16 protein-coding genes are annotated in these 21,756 nt (G+C 59.1%); 6 read left to right on the top strand and 10 right to left on the bottom strand.

Annotation, left to right across the window (positions count from 1 at the left end):
* Positions 1-58: 58 nt before the first annotated feature.
* The 3 genes from IEV53_RS00560 (at position 59) to IEV53_RS00550 (ending at position 4,059) form a co-directional block, all read left to right on the top strand.
* Complete coding sequence (locus IEV53_RS00560) at positions 59-1,708, top strand: phospholipase C (RefSeq protein ID WP_188424562.1); 1,650 nt, start codon at positions 59-61, stop codon at positions 1,706-1,708.
* Positions 1,689-3,041 (top strand): cytochrome-c peroxidase, encoded by a 1,353-nt coding sequence (locus IEV53_RS00555; protein ID WP_229719456.1) that lies wholly within the window; start codon positions 1,689-1,691, stop codon positions 3,039-3,041. Before IEV53_RS00560 ends, IEV53_RS00555 begins: the two co-directional genes overlap by 20 nt.
* A gap of 307 nt (positions 3,042-3,348) precedes the next feature.
* Positions 3,349-4,059 (top strand): hypothetical protein, encoded by a 711-nt coding sequence (locus IEV53_RS00550; protein ID WP_188424560.1) that lies wholly within the window; start codon positions 3,349-3,351, stop codon positions 4,057-4,059.
* Positions 4,060-4,129: 70 nt separating this feature from the next.
* On the opposite strand, the gene IEV53_RS00545 is transcribed toward IEV53_RS00550, so the two are convergent.
* From IEV53_RS00545 to IEV53_RS00515, 7 genes are all read right to left on the bottom strand, one after another.
* A complete protein-coding gene (locus IEV53_RS00545) occupies positions 4,130-4,831 on the bottom strand; it encodes a response regulator (RefSeq protein WP_188424558.1) in 702 nt (233 codons plus the stop codon).
* Entirely contained in the window at positions 4,831-7,503 is a 2,673-nt protein-coding gene (locus tag IEV53_RS00540; protein ID WP_188424556.1) for a sensor histidine kinase, read from the bottom strand. The genes IEV53_RS00545 and IEV53_RS00540 overlap by 1 nt, the downstream gene beginning before the upstream one ends.
* A complete protein-coding gene (kdpC, locus tag IEV53_RS00535) occupies positions 7,500-8,120 on the bottom strand; it encodes a potassium-transporting ATPase subunit KdpC (RefSeq protein ID WP_188424554.1) in 621 nt (206 codons plus the stop codon). The genes IEV53_RS00540 and kdpC overlap by 4 nt, the downstream gene beginning before the upstream one ends.
* A 10-nt stretch (positions 8,121-8,130) precedes the next feature.
* Positions 8,131-10,236, bottom strand: a complete 2,106-nt coding sequence (gene kdpB, locus IEV53_RS00530) for a potassium-transporting ATPase subunit KdpB (RefSeq protein WP_188424553.1) — start codon at positions 10,234-10,236, stop codon at positions 8,131-8,133.
* A 14-nt stretch (positions 10,237-10,250) separates the two neighbouring features.
* Positions 10,251-11,957, bottom strand: a complete 1,707-nt coding sequence (gene kdpA, locus IEV53_RS00525; RefSeq protein WP_188424551.1) for a potassium-transporting ATPase subunit KdpA — start codon at positions 11,955-11,957, stop codon at positions 10,251-10,253.
* A 2-nt stretch (positions 11,958-11,959) separates the two neighbouring features.
* Positions 11,960-12,049, bottom strand: coding sequence for a K(+)-transporting ATPase subunit F (kdpF, locus tag IEV53_RS00520; protein WP_148301563.1), 90 nt, complete (start codon positions 12,047-12,049; stop codon positions 11,960-11,962).
* 236 nt (positions 12,050-12,285) lie between these two features.
* A complete protein-coding gene (locus IEV53_RS00515) occupies positions 12,286-13,119 on the bottom strand; it encodes an SPFH domain-containing protein (protein WP_229719521.1) in 834 nt (277 codons plus the stop codon).
* Between the two features lie 311 nt (positions 13,120-13,430).
* Between IEV53_RS00515 and IEV53_RS00510 the strand changes: the two genes are divergently transcribed.
* From IEV53_RS00510 to IEV53_RS00500, 3 genes are all read left to right on the top strand, one after another.
* A complete protein-coding gene (locus IEV53_RS00510) occupies positions 13,431-14,501 on the top strand; it encodes a cobalt-precorrin-5B (C(1))-methyltransferase (protein WP_188424548.1) in 1,071 nt (356 codons plus the stop codon).
* A gap of 173 nt (positions 14,502-14,674) precedes the next feature.
* Complete coding sequence (locus tag IEV53_RS00505) at positions 14,675-17,149, top strand: TonB-dependent receptor domain-containing protein (protein WP_188424545.1); 2,475 nt, start codon at positions 14,675-14,677, stop codon at positions 17,147-17,149.
* A gap of 186 nt (positions 17,150-17,335) precedes the next feature.
* Positions 17,336-18,862 (top strand): globin-coupled sensor protein, encoded by a 1,527-nt coding sequence (locus IEV53_RS00500; RefSeq protein ID WP_188424544.1) that lies wholly within the window; start codon positions 17,336-17,338, stop codon positions 18,860-18,862.
* A gap of 151 nt (positions 18,863-19,013) precedes the next feature.
* Here IEV53_RS00500 and IEV53_RS00495 read toward each other — a convergent pair whose 3' ends face one another.
* The 3 genes from IEV53_RS00495 to IEV53_RS00485 form a co-directional block, all read right to left on the bottom strand.
* Complete coding sequence (locus IEV53_RS00495) at positions 19,014-20,036, bottom strand: L-idonate 5-dehydrogenase (RefSeq protein WP_188424541.1); 1,023 nt, start codon at positions 20,034-20,036, stop codon at positions 19,014-19,016.
* A 73-nt stretch (positions 20,037-20,109) separates the two neighbouring features.
* Positions 20,110-21,387 carry an MFS transporter gene (locus IEV53_RS00490; RefSeq protein ID WP_188424540.1) on the bottom strand — a complete coding sequence of 426 codons (1,278 nt, stop codon included), beginning with the start codon at positions 21,385-21,387 and terminating at the stop codon, positions 20,110-20,112.
* A gap of 178 nt (positions 21,388-21,565) precedes the next feature.
* Entirely contained in the window at positions 21,566-21,709 is a 144-nt protein-coding gene (locus tag IEV53_RS00485) for a hypothetical protein (RefSeq protein WP_188424538.1), read from the bottom strand.
* Positions 21,710-21,756: the final 47 nt, after the last annotated feature.

The following is a 21,756-nucleotide window of genomic DNA, read 5'->3' as shown; positions in this document are numbered from 1 at the left end:
CGGTGCCTTGAGAGACCGGTGCTTTCTCTTTTCTGAACAGGTGTTGTCGTATTTTCCCATGAGTTTTCCGATCCGTTCTTTCGCCTCCGCCCTTCTCGCCCTCACCAGCCTCAGCGCCCCCCTTCAGGCCCGGGCCGAGATACAGACGAAAACGCCGATCAAGCATGTGGTGGTGATCTTTGACGAGAACGTCTCGTTCGATCACTACTTTGCCACCTATCCGCAGGCCGCCAATCCCGAAGGCGAGCCGGTGTTTCTGCCCAGACTTGGCACGCCGCCAGCCAATACGCTGCTGCGATCAAACCTTCTGGTCACCAACCCCAATACCAATCCGGCCAATGGGGCCGATGCGGCGCTTCCTTTCCGCCTCGACCGGACACAGGCCAGCACGGCAGACCAGAATCACGGCTACACAGCCGAGCAGATGGCCTATCACAACGGCAAGGCCGACCTCTTTCCGTTGCATACAGGCCGGGGCTCGCCCGGTGGCGTCGGGGCTTTTGCCACGCGCGGGCAGGTGATGGGATATTTCGACGGCAACACTGTGACTGCGCTCTGGCGCTACGCGCAGCGTTTTGCCATGAGCGACAACGCCTATACCGACACTTATGGCCCCTCGACGCCCGGTGCGCTCGAAATCGTTTCAGGCCAGACCAACGGGCTGCATATCACGGCCTCTTCGCAAAAGCCCTCGACGCGTAATGCGGTCTCGCCTTTCATCAATGACGGGCAAGGCGGCATGACCATGATCAACGATATCGACCCGACGGGCGATGTCTGTTCGGTGCCGGGTGAGCAGGTCTGGATGGAAGGCCGCAATATCGGCGATCTGCTGACGGCGAAAAACGTGAGCTGGGGCGGGTTCATGGCGGGGTTCGATCTCTCGCAGCATAACCGCAATGGCACGAGCGGCTGCCAGCGCGCCACCTACTCAACAGTCGTGGCGCAGACGGTGGTTGACTACATCCCGCATCACAACTGGTTTCAATACTACCCTAGCACCTCCAACCCGAAGCATCTGCGCCCCTCGGGTGTAGCGGCCATCGGTCAGACCATCGGTGTGGATGGCAAGACAAAAGACCCTGCCAACCATGAATATGATCTGGATGATTTCATCACCGCCACCAATGCGGGCCATATGCCTGCGGTGTCATTCCTGAAGCTCCCGGCGTTTCAGGATGCCCATGCTGGTTATTCCGACCCGCTGGACGAACAGGAAGGCATGGTGCGTCTGGTCAATTTCATCCAGTCGCGACCGGAATGGAAGGATACGGCCATCATCATCGCCTATGATGATTCCGATGGCTGGTATGACCACGCCTTTACCCCTGTGCAGCACAGCTCGCATGACATGCAGGCCGACCAGCTCAACGGCCCCGGCCAGTGCGGCAAGGGAGCCCCGGCCCCTGGGGTGAAGGGCGCCCCCGTGAACGGACGCTGCGGCCCCGGTACGCGCACACCGCTTCTGGTTCTTTCGCCCTGGGCGCGCCGGAATGCGATCGATCATACCCTGCTGACGCAAAGCTCGGTTCTGCGCTTTATCGAAAACAACTTCCTTGAGGGCGCTCGTCTTGGCGGCGGGTCTTTCGATAAGGACGCGCAGGATATGGACGGGCTGTTCGACTTCAAGAGCCAGCCCGACACCACACCGCTCTATCTCGCGCCGAAAGACGGATCGGTGCTGCGTGATGCGCCAAAGGTTTTCTGATTCCGTCGAAAGGGGAGAACGTTCGGGAAATGCTGGCAGGCAGAGCGCCAGCTTCCGCAGCTTTCTGACGAAGGCGTTTCTGCTTGGAACGCTGACAGCGAACGCTCCAGCCGCACTGGCCAAGGATTGTTCCCCTGCCAGCGATGGCAGCAACCCCTGCCCTGTCACGCTGGTGCGCCCCCCTGTTGCCCCGCTTTCTGCCATGGCGAAACTGGGCAAGGCGCTATTTTTTGACAAGGCGCTCTCCGGGTCTGGTCAGCTTTCCTGCGCCTCGTGCCATGTGCCGAGCGCACATTACGCGCCAGACAATGCGCTGGCTTTCGCCAAGGGCGGTGTGGCGATGGACAAGTTCGGCGTGCGCGCCGTGCCTTCGCTCACCTATCGCGAGCGCCAACCGCCTTTCAGCGTTGGCCCCGATAATGCCACCAGCGAAACGGCGCCGCCTCCCCCACCACCACCCGGCATTAAAGGCGTCAAATCGGCCAGTAATACCGGCGCTTCGGCGCAGGCCATGGTGCCGCAGGGCGGTTTGTTCTGGGACGGTCGGGCCGACACGCTGCAAAGCCAGGCCGCCGGGCCGCTTTTCGACGCGCGCGAGATGGCGGCGACCCACGCCGGTGTCGCGGCCCGCCTGCGCCATGCGCCGTATAGCGCCGATCTGTTTCGCCTGATCGGCGCCCATGCTTCTGACGATATGCTGATTGCCGAGGCGCTTTTTGCGCTGGCGCGCTACCAGATCGAGGCGCCGTCATTTCACCCTTACTCGAGCCGCTATGATGCCTGGCTGGAGGGGAAAACCCGCCTGACACGAGACGAAGCCGAAGGGCTGCGACTTTTCAACGACCCGGCGAAAGGCAATTGCGCCGCCTGCCATCTGAGCGCGGTGGATGAGGAAGGCCGACCGCCGCTCTTCACCGACCATCAATACGAAGCCCTCGCCGCCCCGCGTAACCCCCTTGCCCCCAAAGGCACCTACGATCTCGGCCTCTGCGCCGCGGGACGTGCGGATATCGGCCACAATGATGCCTATTGCGGCTTCTTCCGCACCCCATCGCTGCGCAACAGCGCCACAAGGAAGGTGTTCTTTCATAACGGCGTCTTCACCACGCTGCGTCAGGTGATGGATTTTTATGTACTGCGAGATATCGAGCCGGAGCGATTCTATTCGCGTCGACGAGATGGGTCAGTAAGGCCGCATGATGACCTGCCGGTTCGGTATGAAAACAACATAGACAACACTGATGCCCCGTTCGAGAAACATGCGAGCCCGGCACTCACGCCTGTCGAGCGCGAGAAAGTCATAATTTTCCTTCATGCTTTGACGGATCCATAAAATATCCCTGCCGAAACGGATCCGCATAAGCATAACACCAACGCTCGCCTCTAAACGTGTGCGCTTTCACCCCTTCTCTAATATTAAATTGCGCTGCTATCTTCCCTTGAGCGTACATAATGCTTAGAATGCGATGATGGACCTTAGTCATTTACTGTACGGTTTATTTTGTAGCGCGAAAGCTGACATTTGTACGGCGAACGTACTTTGCATCCGGAGCACTGTAATGCATCCAATATAGGCTTTGTTTTTAAATAACGAAAAATACCCCCTCACAATCCTGCTTTATCTTAAAGGGTAAGTATATATGTTTACAGATTATAGCTTAGACAAACTTGAGGAAAAAATCAGGAATGTGGAAAGACACTTTGCGAAAAGGATTTCAGAAGGAACTATAGTCGGAGAAGAAGCGATCACCGAACGTCTTATTCAGATGCTGGAAACTGCTATTAACGGATTTGTGCTCTCTTGCAACTCTATCTCACAGCCCTTTGGTGTGAGAGGATCGAATGACACACAAAAAAAAGTTACTCTGCAAACTGAGATAATTAAAGCACCTCGTTTTATGGGTAGATCCACTGTCGCAAAAGGGATGAATTCTGAAGAGTCCATCAGCGGAGCGGACGCTATGATTGTGCTTGAATCTGGACTTCCAGGAATCGAGGCCCACAAGGGCTTCCTCTTTCAAGCAAAAAGGCACACAGGAAATGGCCGATTTAGGAGTCTTGGAACTGCAGAAATTAAAGAACAATGTCAAAAAATGCAGCGTTTTACAAGTAGCGCCTATGCTGTGGTTTATCATGCTGATGGATTCTATTTTTTTGATTCTTCAAAGACAACTGATCAAAATTGGCATAGTTTCAAATCGAACGATGCTATACCTTTGTCAAAAATTATCCGACTTTTTATGGTATGCAAAATCGGAGATCATAAGCTGAATGCGATCAACAAAACAGCATTTGCAAATTTTCTATCCTCAGCGCAAATAGATCAGAGCCTTGTGATTTCGACTACATAGACATTGATTGACTAACTATTCTACTCCGAAGTTGGCATTTTCATAAGGCAGATAGCCCCCTCCAGCTGGCTCACCCAACTCGTCCCGTTGAGCAATGAGCCAGCCGATACCCCACCCCGGTCTCCGTCAGAATATGCCGCGGCCTCTCCGGGTCTGGCTCGATCTTCTGTCTGATCTGGCGGATATAGACCCTTAGCTGCTGCACATCGCCAGTCGGGCCCCAGAGTTGTTTCATGATGGTCTGATGGGTCAGTACGCGGCCTGCATATCGAACCAACATGCGAAGGATATCCCATTCGCGGGGGGAGAGGCGAAGTTCTTCGCCACTGCGAAAAATCTGGCGGCGGACGAGGTCTATGGTCAGATCGCCCGAGGTAAAAAGCGGCACCGTGCCTTCCTGTTGCAGGCCGTGGCGCAGGGCGTTGCGCAGGCGGGCGATGAGTTCGGCCATGCTGAAGGGTTTGGTCACGTAGTCATCCGCCCCGGCCTCAAGGGCCGCGACCTTGCCGCGCTCGTCGTCACGCACCGACAGAATGACCACAGGCAGATTGGGCCGCTCTCGGCGGAGCTGGCGCAGCACCTCTACCCCGTCCATATCCGGCAGGCCCAGATCGAGCAGAACGAGATCGGGCGGGGTTTCACTGGCGCGTTGCAGGGCCTGCTCGCCCGATCCGGCTTCGAGAATGCGCCATGACTGGCTCGCAAGCGTGGTGCGCAGCAAGCGCCTGATGGCGGGTTCGTCATCGACAACCAGAAGGGTCGGGTCGCTCATCAGGCTGCCTTTTCTGCCAGAGGAAAGCGCAGGGTGAATATCGCCCCCTGCCGGTCGGGGCGGTTTGCCGCCGTTATCTCTCCCCCCATCGCTTCAACGAAACCGCGCGCGATGGCAAGCCCCAGCCCGGTGCCCGCCCGCGCCGTGTCGGCAGCGGCGAAGCGAGTGAATTTGGCAAAAAGCACCGCCGGGTCGCGCGCGCCAAAGCCCGGCCCCTCATCCAGAATGGTAATGACGAGATGCGCGGCCTCTGCCGACAGCCTGATCTTAATGGGTGTGCCGGGCGCGGTGTATTTGGCGGCATTATCGAGAATATTGAACAGAGCCTGCTCAAGCAGCACGTCATCAAGCGGTACGATCGGCAGATCGGGCGCGACTTCTAGGGCTACAGGATGTGCATCCAGCAGGTTCGCGGCGCGTGAGAGAGCAGAGGCCGCCACCTCGGCGCAATCGACCGGCTCAAAACGCAGCGGTAGGGCGCCAGCCTCAAGCCGCGTCATGTCGAGCAGATTGCCGACAAAGCGGTTCAGGCGCTCGGCCTCGTCGGTCAGTGTAGTGAGCAGCTCGTGACGCCCCTCCTCCCCCAAAGCCTCACCGTAGTCGCGCAGGCTGGAAGCTGCGCCCAAGATCGAGGCGAGCGGCGTGCGAAGATCATGGGAGATGGATGTTAGGAGCGCCCCGCGCAGTCGGTCGGTTTCGGCATCAAGGCGCACACGGTCGAGATCGCGCGCCAGCAGAATGCTTTCGATAGCGGTCGCTGTCTGCTCGCCTAGCGCGTCAAGCAGGCCCTGCTGCTCGGCATCCAGCAAGGCGCCACTGCGGTCGCGGTCGATCCCGAGCAGGGCCACTGGCCCGCGCCCCGTGCGCAGCGGCATGAAGAGCCAGCGCACGCCAGGCAGATTATCGGAGCCGCGCCCGGCCACACGGTTGTTTTTCCAGGCCCAGCTTGCTGCGGCAAAACCGTCTTCGCCAATCGGATGGCCGGAATCATAGGAGGTCTGCACGCGCAGCACCCCGTTTTCGGGCATCAGCAGTACGACGCGACAATTGAGCAGGGTCGCCATCTGATGGCTGACCGACCAGAGCAGATCATCCAGCTTGATCATGCCGGTGATGGTGCGGCTGAAATGATAGAGCGATTGCGTGACTTCGGCCCTATGCCGCGCCACCACGGCCTGACTGCGCACACGCGCGCCCAGATTGCTCGCAATCAGGGCCGTGGCGAAAAAGAAGAACAGCGCCACCACATTATCGGGCGCCGCGATGGTCAGGGTATAAAGCGGTGGCAGAAAGAAGAAATTGAAGCAGAGCATCCCGAGCAGAGAGGCCCAGAGAGACGGCCAGAGTCCATAGGCCACCGCCACGCCCAGAATGGCGGTCAGAAAGGCGAGCGAGACATTGCTCACTTCAAAGCCCTGACGCAGCAGCAGCGCCAGACCCAGCGCTGCCAGAACGATGGCCGTGCTGCCGAGATAAGGGCTCAGGCTTGGTCTGATTTTCTCGCGCAGACGCCCCGTTACCGCCTCGCCGGAGCGCGGCACGACATGCACCGGAAAGCCGTCGGAGCGCTGGATCAGCCGCTCGGTCGTGCTGCGCCCCAGAATCTGCCGCAACCGCCCGATCCAGCCCGACCCGGCAGGATGCGCCGCCACGATCTGCGTCACGTTCTGGGCGCGGGCAAAAGAGAGCGCATCGAGCACAACATCATGACCGGGAATGGTCACGGTCTCGGCCCCGAGCGATTGTGCCAGATGCATCTGCGACGCCATGCGGGCGCGCGCATCATCTGTCAGATCGCGGCTGGTCTCGACATGCAGTACGATCCATGGCGCGTGCAGCCTGTCAGCCAGGCGCTTGCCATAGCGCAGTAGGCTGGCATCGCCATCCTGCAGGGTCAGGCATACCATCACGCGTTCGCCCGCCGCCCAGGGGCCAGCTATGGCATTGGCCTTCATGTGGTCGACAAGCTGCGCATCGACCTGCTGCGCCGTCTGGCGCAGGGCCAGTTCGCGCAGGGCCGTCAGATTACCCGGCGAGAAATAATGCAGCATGGCGCGACCCGCCGTGTGCGGGCCGTAGATCTTGCCATCGCGCATACGCTGCAACAGATCGTTCGGGGTCAGGTCGATCAGCTCCACCTCATCGGCCTGCTCCACCACCCGGTCCGGCACGGTCTCACGCACGCGCACGCGGGTAATGGAGGCGATGACGTCGTTCAGGCTTTCGAGATGCTGGATATTGACCGTGGTATAGACGTCTATACCGGCGGCGAGCAGGTCTTCGACATCCATCCAGCGCTTGGGGTGGCGCGAGCCGGGCGCGTTGCTATGGGCCAGTTCGTCAACAAGGGCGAGCGCGGGGCGACTTTCCAGCAGGGCATCGAGATCCATCTCCTGCAGTATTTGCCCGCGATAGGCGACAGGGCGCGTCGCCTGCGCAGCCAGCCCTTCAACGAGGGAAGCGGTCTCGCTCCTGCCATGGGTCTCGACCACGCCGATCAGCACGGCCACGCCTTCGCGCTGCAGCTGATGGGCCGCAGTGAGCATCTCAAATGTCTTGCCGACACCGGGTGCTGCACCGAGAAAGATCTTCAGCCTTCCCCGGCGCGACGAGCCGCCATTCTGGCGAAGCAGCGCGTCAGGGTCCGGGCGGTCGTAATCGCGTGGTGTCATTGGCCCAGTCTATCGAGCGCCTGATTGAGCGCCAGCACATTGACATGCGGCTCCCCCAGAAAACCGAGGATCGGCGCTTCTGTCTGGCTCTGCACGAGATGACGCACCCGGTCAGGCGACAATCCCCGTGCCTTCGCGACACGCGCAATTTGAAAGAGCGCGGCATCGGGCGAGATATCGGGGTCGAGCCCGCTGGCAGAGCTGGTCACAAGCTCGACCGGAATACGCCAGCCCTGCGCCATCGCATCGGGGTTTTCAGCACGGAGCTGAGCCGTGCGCGCCGTTACCTGATCGAGCAGCGCCTTCGAGGTCGGCCCGGCATTCGAGGCGAGAGAAGCAGCCGCGTTGTAGGGCATGGCGATCGTTTTGGAGGCATCCCTGGGGTCAGGCCCCATCGTGGCAGAAGGGCGCCCGCGGAAATAGCGTGGCGCCGTAAAATCCTGCCCAATCAGGCTCGAACCGATCACCCGGCCTTTGGCGTTGATAAGGCTGCCAGTCGCCTTTTCCGGCAGGAGCAGGTTTGCAAGCGCCGTCATGCCCAAGGGGTAGGCCAGACCGGTCAGGGCAGAGAGCAGGAGGAAGAGAACAAGCGCCGGGCGCAGTTGAGAGAGGACCATGAGTATTTCCTCAGACCAGACCGATATGGGTGACGACAAGGTCAATCAGCTTGATGCCGACAAACGGCACGATCAGACCGCCCACGCCATAGATGAGCAGATTGCGGCGCAGCAGGGCGGCAGCACCGACCGGGCGATAGCGCACGCCGCGCAGGGCGAGCGGAATAAGGGCGATGATGATCAGCGCATTGAAAATGATAGCAGACAGAACCGCACTTTCCGGCGTGGCCAAATGCATGATGTTCAGCCCTGACAGCGCGGGATAGAATCCGACGAACATTGCCGGGATGATGGCGAAATACTTGGCCACGTCATTGGCAATCGAGAATGTGGTGAGCGCGCCGCGTGTCATCAGCAATTGCTTGCCGATGCCCACGATCTCGATCAGTTTTGTCGGATCGCTGTCGAGATCGACCATGTTCCCGGCCTCTCTCGCTGCTACGGTGCCGGTATTCATGGCCACACCCACATCGGCCTGGGCAAGCGCGGGGGCGTCATTTGTGCCGTCGCCGCACATGGCGACCAGCTTGCCTGATTCCTGCTCCCTGCGGATCAGCGCCAGCTTGGCCTCCGGTGTTGCCTGAGCCAGAAAATCATCTACACCACTTTCGGCAGCAATGGCCGCAGCGGTCAGCGGGTTGTCACCCGTGATCATGACCGTGCGGATCCCCATGCGGCGCAATTCGGCAAAGCGCTCGCGTATGCCGCCTTTCACCACGTCTTTGAGATGCACCACGCCCAGAAGACGCCCGTCATCCAGTACGGCAAGCGGCGTACCGCCCTGACGGGCAATACCATCGGCAATGCTGCGTATCTGCGCCACCGAGGCCGCATTCTCGCCAATGGCGGCAATCACGCTCTCGACCGCGCCCTTGCGTATCTGACGTGCCCCAATATCGACGCCGCTCATGCGTGTCTGGGCCGTAAAGGGCACGAAATGCGCCCCGGTGGCGTTGAGTTCGCGCCCGCGCAGGCCGAAACGCGTCTTGGCCAGCACCACGATAGAGCGCCCCTCCGGCGTTTCATCGGCAAGAGAGGCGAGCTGGGCGGCATCGCCAAGCTGCTGCTCGGTCACGCCGGGCACAGGCATAAAGGCGCTGGCCTGGCGATCACCGATCGTGATGGTGCCTGTCTTGTCGAGCAGGAGCGTATCGACATCGCCAGCCGCCTCCACCGCACGCCCCGACATGGCCAGCACATTGAAGCGTATGAGTCGATCCATGCCCGCAATGCCAATAGCCGAAAGCAGAGCGCCAATCGTTGTCGGGATGAGCGTGACAAAAAGCGCCACGAGCACCAGCACCGAGATGCTGCCGCCTGCGTAATGGGCGAAGGAGGGGATGGTCGCCACCGCGATGATGAAAATGAGCGTCATGCCGGCAAGCAGAATGGTCAGCGCAATTTCATTGGGTGTTTTCTGGCGCTGCGCCCCTTCGACCAGCGAGATCATGCGATCGAGAAAGGTCGAGCCTTGCGCTGCCGTGATCCGCACGATCACCCAGTCTGACAGCACACGCGTGCCGCCCGTCACGGCAGAGCGGTCACCACCGCTCTCGCGTATGACGGGGGCGGATTCACCCGTGATGGCCGATTCATCGACAGAGGCAATGCCCTCGATCACCTCGCCATCGCTCGGGATGAAATCACCCGTCTCGACCAGAACCACATCGCCCACAGCCAATTCAGGCGCCGCGACTTCCTCATAAAGCCCGGCGGGAGAATACAGCCCGATATCGGTCGGGATCAGACGCTTGCCTCGCGTCTCGGTGCGGGTGCGACGCAGGGAGTCGGCCTGCGCCTTACCACGCCCTTCGGCAATGGCTTCGGCGAAATTGGCAAAAAGCAGCGTGAACCACAGCCAGAGCGTGATCTGAAGCGCGAAGCCCGTATGGGGCATCCCTTTGATGATATCGCGAAACAGGAGAATGGTGGTCAGCATCGTGACCACCTCGACCACGAACATGACCGGGTTGCGTATCATCACGCGCGGGTCGAGCTTGCGCAGGCTTTCTGCCATGGCGGGCAGAACCAGCGCGCTGCTCAACACGGTTGAACGCGCGCGCGGGGCTTTGCGCGCCCCGTCAGATCGGGGCGCGGGAGAAGGAAAGGAGATCATGAGACAGGCGCCTCTTAATAGGTGGTGCCGTGAAGCATCGCGAGATGCTCGACAATCGGACCGAGAGCGAGAGCGGGAAGAAAGGTCAGACCGCCGACAATCACGATCACACCGGCCACAAGCGCGATGAACAGCCCGTTATCGGTCGGAAACGTGCCAGGCGTCGGGGCGGCAACCTTCTTGGCGGCCATGGACCCCGCAATGGCAAGCGCCGGTATGATCACAAAGAACCGGCCGATCATCATGCCGATGCCCAGGGTCACATTCCAGAAGCTGTTGGCGGTCAGCCCCGCAAAGGCGCTGCCATTATTGGCGGCGGCAGAGGTATAGGCATAAAGCGCCTCGGTGAAGCCATGCGGCCCGGTAGCCGACAAGGCGGAGGTTCCAGCAGGAATGACAACGGCGAGTGCCGTGAAGCCAAGCATGACAAGCGGCAGACAGAGCACGGCCAGCATGGTCATCTTGATCTCGCGGGCTTCGATCTTCTTGCCCAGATATTCCGGCGTACGCCCGACCATGAGACCGGCCATGAAAACCGCAATCAGGGCAAAAAGAAGAAACCCGTAAAGCCCGGAGCCGACGCCACCGAAAATCACCTCACCAAGCATCATGTTAATCAGCGGCACCATGCCACCCAGCGGCAGGAAGCTCTCATGCATCGCATTTACCGCGCCGCATGACGCATCGGTAGTGACGGTGGCAAAAAGCGCCGACGCAGCCACACCGAAGCGCGTCTCCTTGCCTTCCATATTGCCGAGCGTGCCATCGAGGCCGAGCGAGGCGAAAAGCGGGTTGGCATGGGCTTCGGACCAGTAGAGCACCCCTGCCCCGATCAGGAACAGCGCGGCCATGGCCGAGAAGATGGCCCAACCCTGCTTTTCCTGCCCGATCATGCGACCGAACATGTTCGTCAGCCCTGCGCCCAGCGCAAAGATGCACAGCATCTGCACGAAATTTGTCAGCGCATTGGGGTTTTCGAACGGATGGGCCGAGTTGGTGTTAAAAAACCCGCCGCCATTCGTCCCCAGCATCTTGATTGCTTCCTGAGAGGCAACTGGGCCGAGAGCGATAGTCTGGTGACGGCCTTCCAGCGTAAATGCTGACACGCTGCTCCAAAGGGTCTGAGGCACGCCTTCGAGCACGAAAAACAGGGTCAGCAGCACACAGGCTGGCAGCAGCACATAAAGGGTCACGCGCACCAGATCGGCCCAGAAATTGCCAATGGTCGTGGCGCTACGACGCACGAAACCACGCATGATGGCCGCGGCAATGGCGATGCCCGCAGCGGCAGAAACGAAATTCTGCACAGTCAGGGCCAGCATCTGGCTAAGCGGGCTGAGCGTGGTCTCACCACTATAGCTCTGCCAGTTTGTATTGGTCAGAAAGCTGATGGCCGTATTATAGGCAAGATCCGGCGCTACCGCCCCCAGGCCGCCGGGGTTGAACGGCAGCACACCCTGCAGACGCAGCAGCGCATAAACGGCGATGAAGCAGAACACCTTGAAAAGGATCACGGCCAGCGCATATTGCGACCATGATTGCTCGCGCGTCGGCTCGACGCCCGCAAGGCGATAGATCCCGCGCTCCAGTGGGCCGAGCATACGCCCCGGAAGATGGCGCTCGCCTTCGAGCACGCGTTTGAGAAAACCTCCGAGCGGTCGTGTCAGCGCGACCACGCAGAGAAAGAACACCGCAATGGTGATCCATCCTGAAAGGCTCATGATCAGAACCTCTCGGGACGAAGAAGCACGGCGGTGACATAGGCCAGCAGGCCAAGCGTCACGATACCGCCAAGAACAAGATCAGGCGTCATTTTAGATCCTCTGGCAGATCGAAATGAAGCCGAGACAGAGCACGAAGCCGAAAAGGCCGAGTGCGCCGTAAAGAGCATCAAACATGAAAAAAGGCTCCCTGAAGAGAGCCCGATTATCGATCCGCACGCCATAGGAATGACAGAAGGCGCAGCCCGAAGCTTTATAGGAAAGTCATAGGAATTTTGGTGCCTTTGCGTCGCCTAACAGGCGACACGAAGACAGGGTCAGGCAAAAGTCACACGGCGGTCGGTATGAACTGGCCAGAAGCCGCGGCGGCAATCTGGCCGCTATTCATGTCGATCGGTACGAAAATCACCGTCGCCTTGCCTGAGCGGCTGGCGGTCACGACCATATCGGCCTGATTTACATTCTGCATCAAGGTGAGAATAGCGTCTTCGCTGACATCGGGAATGCTCTTGCGAAACAGCTCCGCCGCCTCGGCAAAACCGGCAGCGATAGCCTTGCGCTCATTGGCGATCCCCTCACCCTGCAGCTTCTTGCTCTCCGCCTCGGCTTTGGCAATGCCCACACGCCGCACCATCTCGGCCTCGGCTTCTGCCTGAGCGGCATCCTTGCGGGCAATCGCTGCCAGCTTGTTGTTCATCGCTTCCTGTATCTCGCGCGGCGGCATAGGCTGCTCGATGGTAACACCATGGATATCGAGGCCTGATTCAAGCGCGTCCGCCACCTGATCATCGATCACCCGTCGGGCGATCTCGTTGCGCTGCGAATAGAGTTCCGCCAGCGTCATGGTCGAGGCGATCTGCCTGATCTCGTTTTCGACGCGAAAAACGAGCCGTTTGACAGGCTGCGATACCTTGTAGGCGTAATTGAATACAGCCTCGCTATCATCTCGGACGCTGTAGAGCAGCACCCAGCGGATCTCGATGAAGACGTCATCCAGCGTCTTAACCTCTGATGACGTCTCGACCTGCATCTGCTGCAGCGACACCTTGTATGAAACACGCGTGAGGATCGGAATACGGAAGTGCAGGCCGCTCTCGAGCAATTTGCGCTGCGGCTTGCCCAGAAATTCGGTGACGTAGACCATCCGCCCCGGGACGATCATCACGCCCCCAAGAAGGAAAAACACGACAAGAAAGGCGGCAACAGCGATAACAAGTATCGCAAGTACGGGCTCGGGAATGGTCAGGGCCTCCTTTTTTCTTTTCGATATCGTGTCAGGATTTACCAGACGCCCGACTAAACTTCACAATGAAAATGCCTCAAATGCCCGCATTGTGAGTTTTCGCCGCAGGAGCCGCAGAACCACGCACTCCAAGCAGGCTCTGGTGATATCCGGCGCGAGATGCGATGTAGAGCGTCCAGGCAAAGTGATGCGGCCCCGAGCCGCCCGGATATCAGGGAGGCAGAGCCGAGATGACGCAAGCCACGGCCCTGCGTCGGGGATGGACGACAGGCAGCTGCGCAACAGCCGCCGCCAAAGCGGCCTGGGCCCTGCTCGTGATCGGTGACTGCCCGGACCCTGTCACCATTACCCTTCCCGGCGGCGGAGAGGCGGCGTTTTCGCTGGATGGATCAGGACGCAACGGCGACACAGTTTGGGCTCGTGTCGTCAAGGATGCCGGAGATGACCCTGATGTTACCCATGGGGCGCTGATTACCGTCACCGTGGCGCGCGCATCGACAGGCAGCGGTATCGTTTTTCGTGCCGGCAGCGGTGTCGGGACCATCACCCAGCCAGGCCTTCCCCTCCCCCCCGGCGAGCCCGCGATCAACCCTGTGCCACGCAAGATGATCCGCACCGCTCTGGAGCAGATCACCCCCGGTGCCGCAGACGCTATCGTCACGATATCCATTGCCGATGGCGAAGAACTGGCCAAACGCACATTGAATGCACGGCTCGGCATTCTCGGAGGCTTGTCAGTGCTTGGGACCACCGGAATTGTGATTCCTTATTCCTGCTCGGCATGGATTCATTCGATTCATCGTGGTGTGGATGTAGCAAGGGCGCTCAACCTGCCCCATATCGCAGGCAGTACGGGATCGACCTCTGAAAAATCCGTCCGCTCTCTCTACACTCTGCCAGACCCGGCCCTGATCGAGATGGGAGATTTCGCGGGCGGGTTTCTGAAATATCTGCATCGCCACCCCGTGCCGCGCCTCACCATTGCAGGCGGTCTCGCCAAAATGACAAAACTGGCCCAGGGCCATCTCGACCTGCATTCAAGCCGGACACTGGCCGACCCGCAGGCCCTGGCCCTTATTGCCGCGCCGCTTGGCCTGACGGACGCTCAGCTCTACAGGCTGGAAAAGGCCCAGACGATCGCGCAGGGCTATACTGCTCTGGGTGATGACAGGCTTGGCTCCCTGATCGCTCAGCGTGCGGCCGAGAGGGCAAGAGACACCCTCGCCGATCCTGAATGCCAGCTCGATGTGGTCATATTCGACAGGCAGGGTGCGTTGCTCGGGCGCAGCACGCTTCTCTAGTCTCACGGAACTCCCTTGCATGGGCTGTCCGCAAAGGGTGGAAACTGCCCGCGTCTTGCCCTTAGCTTCCTGAGAACCGAAAAACCGGAAACAATACGATTACAAAATAATATTGCCATGAATATATCGTTATTGTAACGCAATGTTATAGGTAATAAAAACAGGAAATCTCAATGACGCGTCGTTACCGGAGATGGTCCCTTTCTCTGCTGACCCTTGGCGTGGTCATGCCGATCTGTCCCCAGAGTTCATTGGCGGCAACACCCCCGCTTGCTGCTACGTCTCCCTCGGCAGTTTCCGAAAAGGAGCGGGGGCGCCCAAAGAAGAAGGCCCCCCGCCCGGCGCACCCACTGCCTGCAATCGAAGGCAAGGAGTCGATCTCCGTCAGCGGCAAACGCCTGCGTAATCATGGGGCAGAGGTTGCTGTCACGCGTGCCGTCATGGAACGTTTCATCCCTGGCACGAATCCGATGCAGATTCTGGCGCAAAGCCTGCCGGGAGCCAATTTTACCTCATCTGACGCTTTCGGCCTTGATACGGCAGCCAATACCTTTTACGTGCGCGGCTTTACCCAGACGCAGATCGGTGCCTCACTCGACGGTATGCCGCTTGGTACGCAGGGCTTTACCAACCAGAACGGCGTTTCGATCACCCAGGCGATGATCCAGGACGATTTGCAGGGAATGACGCTCTCGCAGGGCGCGGGCTCTCTGGACACGTTTTCAGCACAGCTTCTGGGCGCGGCGATGAGCTATGTCTCGTCAGACCCGTCAGACAAGGCCGGTGGGCGCGTCTCGCAAAGCTTTGGCAGTTATAATGCGTTTCGCACCTATGTGCGGGCTGATAGCGGCACGCTCAATCCAAGCGGCACGAAGTTCTACACGTCCTTCGCCAGAACCGAGAGCAAGCTCTGGAAAGGCGAAGGCTATCAGCGCGAATTGCAGGCTGACGCCAAGCTGATTCAGCCTGTTGGCCGACATGGCAAGCTGACAGGCTTTTTCGGCTTCGGTAATTTCACACAGGCCAATTACCTCTCCCTCACCAAAAACATGTGGGAGCGCATGGGCCGCGACACGACCTATCTCAAACCGGATTACGAAAAGGCCAAGCTCTGGGCCTATTACGCGCAATACACCTCTGATGTACCGCCAGGCTATGAAGGCATCCTGTCGAATGACGAAATCGGCAATTATGCCTGGGATGGCTCACAGATACAGCGCAGCTATCTCTCATCCGTCACCGGGCATTTCGATCTGTCGGAACATCTGCATTCCGACACCATCGCCTATGGCAACATCTCAAGCGGTGTCTACGGCGGGACCAATAATTTCGTCACCTCCCCAAGCTATGGCGTGCCTCAATTGCTGGCGGACGGCACCGTAAGTGGCGTTCCCATGGCGCTGCAGCGTGCCCATGCCGATATGCGCCGTCTCGGCTTCACACAGAAGCTGTCCTATGAGGCCCCTCATCACAATCTGATCGAGGGCGGTTTGTGGTACGAGAATAACCGCTGGGTCTATGATGCCCGCCTGTATGAGGACACGCCCGAAGCCGCCCATAACATGATGTCGGACCTCAGAAAGGGCACGGGACATACCTGGTTCGAAAACACCTATAACACGAATACCTTCCAGTTTTTCCTTCAGGATCGCTGGACGATCATCAAGGGGATGACCCTCCTCGCCGGGTTCAAATCCCTCACCCAGACCACCCATGGCGGCACGAAGAACGACTATACGCAGCAACTCAAGGATGAAGGCTGGAATGCCTATTACAGGCGACCGGCCCGTGGCTCACTGACAGCTTCAGGGGCCTTCCTGCCACATTTCAGTTTTGATTATCATTTCCTCGATCATCACGAGGTCTATTGGGATATCGCCGAAAATCTGCGGGCCTATGATTACTACTCACAGACAACGTCAGGTACGGCATGGGGCGGCCTGGGCAATGCCGCGCAACCGGCCCAACAGGTCTTCGACGCCAGCAAGAAAACGCTTCGGCCTGAGCGCACCTGGAATTATGTCGTCGGCTATCGCTACGACGCGAAATTCTTTACTGGCACAATCGATTATTACCATACGGATTACTATAACCGCCTCGCCTCCATCACCGAAGGCACGGCCAATAATACGCGCAACGCCTATATGAATGTCGGGCGCGAGACAATGGATGGCGTCGATATTCTTGGCGCCATTCGCCCGGTCAAGGGGCTTGAGATCACCAACAGCTTCAGCTGGAACGACGCCCGCTATCAGGGCACGGGCATCAATTACGGCGGCAAACTCTATAGCCTGAAAGGGAAAAGTCAGGTCTATTACCCGGCCTATATGTACAAAGCCAATCTGGCCTATCTCTGGCGCGGCACGCGGTTCAATTTCAACGTCAATTACATCGCCTCGCGCCCGATGACCTTCCTGAACGATATCAGATTGCCCCCCTACTGGCTGGCCAACGCAACAATCGCTCATGATTTCGGCCGCATCGGCTTTGCTGAGCATTTCAAGGCCAGTTTCGGCATTACCAATCTGTTCGACACGAACTATATCGGTGGCGTCTATGGTGCAGCCTCGCTGTCTGGCGACAATAACAGCAATCTGTTCGTCGGTTCACCGCGTCAGTTCATCGGCACGATCAATGCCCAGTTCTGAAATGAGACGTCTCAGAAGCAGCGCGCCAGTGTCAGCATTAAGCCAGTGCCTCTCCCGAGAGGCTTGGGGGGCGACTCACCTTTTATAATTACATCCGGATTGGGCCTTTACAGTGTAACGTTACCGGGTCGATACAGGGGCTTTCATGCATACTGACGGCGATTAACGTAAGGGACCGGATCTTTCATGACTGAAACCACGCTGACAGATTTCAATCGCAGACGGGATTTCATGGGCATGGAGGAGACGGATCTCCGCGCTCTTCGCTCAATGACGGATCTGATCGACCGGGAAATACCGGCAGCTCTCGACGGGCTTTACCGCAAGATCAGCGCGGTGCCAGAGGCAGGTGGCTTTTTCTCCAACCCTGCGCATATGGAACACGCCAGACGGGCTCAGATCGCCCATTGGCACAGCATTGCCGAAGCCAGATTCGATCAGAGCTATGTGACTAATGTCGAGCGGATTGGTGCTGCTCATGCCCGTATCGGCCTTGAGCCCACCCTCTATATCGGCGCTTATGGCCGTGTGATGGAGCATCTCTTCAAGGCGATCATCCACGACACCTCGACCGGCAACATGCTCACCCGTCTCTCGCCCCATAGCAAGGATGCCCTGACGGAGCGGCTCGTCAGTCTCAGCAAGGCTGTTCTTCTCGAGATAGATCTGACGATCTCGACCTATATGAACGATATAGACAAGGCGCGCGTCGCCATGCAGGCCGAGCAGACCCGCCGTGCGGAAGAAGACAAGGCCGCCGTGCAGGTTCTTGGCGATGCCTTGAGCGCCCTGGCTAATGGCGATCTCACGCGCAGGATTGGCGAAAACGACATTCCTGAAAGACTTGAGGCGCTCAGGCAGCATTTCAACCAGACAGCTGCCACCCTCTCCCGAACGATGAACGACATATCGTCCGAGGCGGACCATATCCTTACGAATGCTCATGACATCCGCCAGGGGGCCGAGCAGCTTTCAAGCCGCACCGAGCAGCAGGCAGCTGCGGGCGAAGAGATGTCCGCTGCCCTGGGGCAGATCACCGAGCGGATACGCCAGACCGCCCAGCAGACGCTCAGGACAGACAAGATGGTGTCTGTCGCATGGCACGAAGCCAAACATGCCGAAAAGGTCAAAAACGACACGATAGCGGCCATGTCAGCCATAGAGGGCTCATCTCGCGAGATTGGCGGCATCATCACGATCATCAATGAAATCGCGTTTCAGACAAATCTTCTTGCCCTGAATGCCAGTGTCGAGGCGGCGCGTGCGGGAGATGTCGGCAAAGGCTTCGCAGTTGTCGCCAATGAGGTCAGGAGCCTTTCCCAGCGCTCGCGCGAGGCTGCCGAAGCGATTGGCGCCCTCATCAGCCAGTCGGATCAGCAGGTACAAACCGGGGCGGCCAAAGTGCGTGAGACGGGAGACGCCCTGCAAAAAGTCATGGAGCAGGTCGAGGCAATCAATAATGCGGTCTCGACAATTGCCACAGCCACACAGGAACAGTCGCAGAGCATCACAGAGTTGAATAGTGCCATGTCAGGACTGGAGCGCACGACAATGCAGAATGCCGGAGCCGCAGAAGAAAGTGCTGAAGCGGTAGGCAATCTGGTTTCAACCGCAGATACGCTGACCCGCGCCGTCTCCCGCTTCAGGACGACAACGCGTGACACCCAGAGCGACCGCTCTCACGCATCTGTGGACATGGTGGCTTTCCCCTGAGCGACTGCGCATGTCGCCGGGCTGCTGGGGGGTATTTGCCGGGGTTGCGTGCCCTGTGGTGATACAGGATGTCGAAGGCAGATTTCGGCTATGACCGCCCGGCAGGAACGCGGGGCGGGCCCCTCTCGTTCAGATCACGGGAGAGAGGGCCTCAGAATTCGAGCAGGACTTTCATCGCTTCCCGACGGTTTGAAGCGAGGTCAAATGCCTTGCCTGCGTCGCTCAATGCGAAGCGCTGCGTGACGAGCGCGCCTAGATCGGCCTTTCCAGAGTCAATGAGATCGACGGCCAGGGCGAACTCCTCGCGGAAGCGGAACGAACCGACCCAGCTCAGTTCCCCGGTGACAATCCGGCTTTGCGGCAGGGTCACATCATCGCCCAGCCCCAGTTGCACGATGGTGCCACAAGGCGCCATCAGATCGAGCGCGCCACGCAGGGCCTGCTCATTCCCCGAGCATTCGATCAGGACATCGATACTGCGCCCCAGCCCCACCAATGCCTCGGGAAATTCGCGCGAATTGATCACGCGGTCGGCGCCTGCCTTGAGAGCGATCGCGAGCGGCTCGGCAAGGATATCCGTGACAATCACCTCTCTGGCGCCATTAAGTCTCGCTGCAACTGCCGCCAACGTTCCAATGGGCCCGGCGCCAGTCACCAGAATGCGTTTGCCCATCAGGGCACCCGCACGACTGACAGCGTGCAGCGCCACAGCAAATGGTTCTGAAAGCGCCAGTTCAGCCGGCGTCTTATGCACAGCCTTCACGCATTGAAGCGCCTTGCAGACCAGATCCTGCCTGAAAGCCCCGTCAATATGAGGGTCGCGCATGGCACTGCCGTAGAAACGCATATCGGTGCAGTGATTGGCCCGACCGGCGAGACACTGGCTGCAATGACCACAGGCGAGGCCCGGATTGACGGCCACCACATCCCCGATGGCGAGATCGCTCACATCGGGCGCCTTCTCGGCAATGCGCCCCGCGATTTCATGACCGAGAATCATAGGATGCTTGATGCGGACGGCGCCGAAACCACCGTGATGATAATAATGCAGATCCGAGCCGCAGATCCCGCCCGCATCCACACGCACCCTTACTTCTCCTGCTTGCAGGGCCGGCACGTCACGCTGCTCGACCTGAAGGTTGTGCGGCGCGTGGATGACAAGAGCCTGGGTCATGACGAAATTCCTGCTGGCTGAAGAGACGGGCATAAAAGCCTGAAAACACGATCGACGTTGCGCAAAGAGCGTCTCACTTCCGCGTGTCTTGCGGCAGGGCAAGACGCTCGACGGGGCCCATGATCACGAGATAGGCGAAAGCTCCGACGAGACAGAGCACGCCTGCCACGGCCAGAGGCAGCACGAAAGAGCCTCCCGTCAGCATCAGCAGAAGGCCTGTGAAGGTCGAGATACCGATACCGGCGAGATTGGCCGCACCATTCTGCAAGGCCCCGATAAGCGCGACATTGGCCGCACTCGGGGCCACCTCACCGGGCAAGGTCCAGATATTGGCTGCGGTAAAGGCCAAAGCCGCATAGGAGATCCCCATGAGAACCAGCGCCATCGCCGAGCTTTCAACGATCGGGGCAAAAGCGATCACGCAGGAAACGAGCATTCCCCCCACGAGGCAGGTCTTTCGGGCCCGTGTCGCGCTCCAGCCATGACGCAGCAGCGCATCTGAAACGCCGCCGCCAATCCAGCCGAAAGGGATGGCGAACAGGGCCGGAAAGAGCCCGTAATAACGCACATCGGCAAGCGAGAAATGCCGCGCATTGATCAGGAAGGTCGGAAACCAGGTAATAAAGAAATAAATAGCGAAGTTGAGACAGAAAAACCCGATCATCATCCCCCAGATCGTGCGCTGTTTCAGCAGGTAGAGAAGAGAAACAGGCACGGCTCCGTCAGAATCAGCGCCATCGCTCTGACCCTGGCTCAGAAGCGCACGCTCTTCATCCGTAACCCGTGGATGATCTTTAGGATCGCGGTAGAGATACAACCAGACCGCCACCCAGATGAAGCCCAAGGCCCCTGTCCAGATGAAGGAATGGCGCCATCCGACACAGGCGACGAGCCACGCCACGAGTGGCAGCGCCAGAGCGGAACCCACGCGGGAGCCGCTATCGAAAATGCTGCTTGCAAACCCTCTTTCGGTGCGTGGAAACCAGTTGAATGCCACCTTGGCAAAACCCGGAAGCGCCCCCGCTTCTCCCATGCCAAGCAGAAGCCGGGCCCCGATCAGGCTCGACAGGCTTGAGACAAATGCCGTTGCCGCAGTGAAGAAGGACCACCACAGCACCGATCCCGCCAGACAACGCCGGACACCAAACCGGTCAATCAACCAGCCGACCGGAAGCTGCATGAGGGCGTAGGTCCAGAAAAAGGCACTCAGGGCAAGGCCAGTCTGGAAAGATGACAGGTGAAGTTCAGCCTCGATGCGCGGCACCGCAATGGCGAGATTGGATCGGTCGAGGAAATTGATGATATTGGCGACGAAGCACAAGGCGATCATCTGCCAGCGCAGAGGGCTCATCGACGGTGTTCTCCCGATCGATGAAGGGCTTTTCCGAACACCCCTCCGACGCTGCTATGGCGCGCCAGAAGGAGCATGGGGAAAGGACCCGTTGCACCAACCTGTTTAACCTGTCAAAAACCTTACGCAAACATGACCCATCCGTCATCTGCGAATAAGTCACGGATGTGTTACCGCCTTAATTGCAGGTATGCAGCACGGCCTTGGGGCTGTTGACCGGGTAGGAACTCGCCGTCGGATCATTGCTGCAGGCCGCATGCTCGATGCCGTTACAGGCGGATAAGGTCAGTGCGCCCACCAGAATTGCCAGAATTTTACCCATGATATCGTCCATTCCTTGTTTCGCTTCATCAACGCATCAGCACATGG

The sequence above is a fragment of the Asaia siamensis genome (genome assembly GCF_014635085.1).
In the GTDB taxonomy this organism is placed as follows: domain Bacteria; phylum Pseudomonadota; class Alphaproteobacteria; order Acetobacterales; family Acetobacteraceae; genus Asaia; species Asaia siamensis.
This window is presented reverse-complemented; position numbering and strand designations above follow the sequence as displayed.